Consider the following 1,385-nt stretch of genomic DNA (forward strand, 5'->3'; position numbering starts at 1 on the left):
AAATACCCCGTTTTTATTAATTGATATTTTGCCAGATTCTCTAATTTACAGTGGATCTATTTTTAGGGAGGAGATCACTAACGTTGGTTTCTCTTTGGCGTTCTTTTACAGCTTGTTGATCTCTCATCCAGCTGACTATCCACCATCCTAATATGGCAATAATGACATTAAAAAAATTCGAATTGAAAAAGCCCCAGTTTATATCCATATCCATTTCCTCTTTAATTTAAATCACCCGAAAAATATTTCGTTAGGAGTTGCATAGCCTAAATTTTTTCTGGGTCGACTATTTAACTTATCCATAATTAGATAAATATCTTTATCAGTTACATATTTAAAATCTGAACCTTTTTTTAAATATTGCCTAATTAAACCATTCGTATTCTCGTTAAGTCCTCTTTCCCAAGATGCATATGGATGAGCGAAATAAAACTGCGCTGCTAAATTTTGGCTTATAGCTTCATGCTCAGCGAATTCAACTCCATTGTCTCCTGTAATTGTAAATACTCGAGTATCGAAAGGCTTTAGAATACTGATAGTCGCATCTCTTGTGACTGCTGCTTTCCGACTATTAATTTTTTTGCAAAGAGTCATTTTAGAAACCCTCTCAACTAGGGTAATTATCGCCTCTTTTCGGTTTTTTCCGATAATAGTATCTATTTCCCAATCACCAACTCTAGTTTTACTATCCACAATCTTAGGGCGATCATCAATAAAGATACGATTTTTTATTGGGCTATTTCTTTTAGGACTGCCGTATCGCTTTCGGTATTTTTTAGATTGATGCCGCAAATGAAGATACAATTTCCCGCCTTGCTTTTTATCTTGCAATACATATTGATAAATTCGCTCGTGACTAATCATAAATAAATTATGTTTCTTAGCATAACCACTAATCTGATCGGGACTCCAATCTTTCAATAAATGTTCCCGCACAAATTCTTCTATTTCTTTAGTGAATATAATTCTCTTTCGTGCACCTTTACGTCGCATCTCACTAAAACATTGAGCTTGCTCTGGAAAATAGCCATTCCAACGGCTATTTCGTGAAAGCTCTCGGCAAATGGTTGATTTATGAACTCCAAGTTCTTTAGCTATCTCCATTTGTGAGTATCCAGAGCGCCAAAGACCATAAATATGATATCTTTGTTCTCTGGTTAGCTGTTTATGACTCATTGCGAAACTCCTATTGACCAGATAGGTTCGCGCATAATAGCTAACCTCCTGATTTTTAATAAGAGTTGCGTTTGTTATTTGAATTCACCAGTTGGAAAACGCTCTGGGAGGGATGGTTTAAACTCCAAGAGCGTTTAGAAGGTTACTTGTTGTACAAAAAATCGGCAGAGATCTGATCAAGAGACAGTTGCTTGCAACCAGGCTACGCT

Annotated in this window: 2 protein-coding genes; both read right to left on the minus strand. The window is 36.0% G+C overall.

Annotation, left to right across the window (positions count from 1 at the left end; all coding sequences use genetic code 11):
• Nucleotides 1-40: 40 nt before the first annotated feature.
• Nucleotides 41-208, minus strand: coding sequence for a hypothetical protein (locus ACN4Z1_RS15885; RefSeq protein WP_228363821.1), 168 nt, complete (start codon nucleotides 206-208; stop codon nucleotides 41-43).
• Nucleotides 209-231: 23 nt separating this feature from the next.
• The gene (locus ACN4Z1_RS15890) at nucleotides 232-1,176 is read right to left on the minus strand and encodes an IS30 family transposase (protein ID WP_228363820.1); all 945 of its coding nucleotides are present in this window, start codon (nucleotides 1,174-1,176) and stop codon (nucleotides 232-234) included.
• Nucleotides 1,177-1,385: the final 209 nt, after the last annotated feature.

Source organism: Legionella sp. ST3F1, from assembly GCF_048553315.1.
Lineage (GTDB): Bacteria > Pseudomonadota > Gammaproteobacteria > Legionellales > Legionellaceae > Tatlockia > Tatlockia donaldsonii.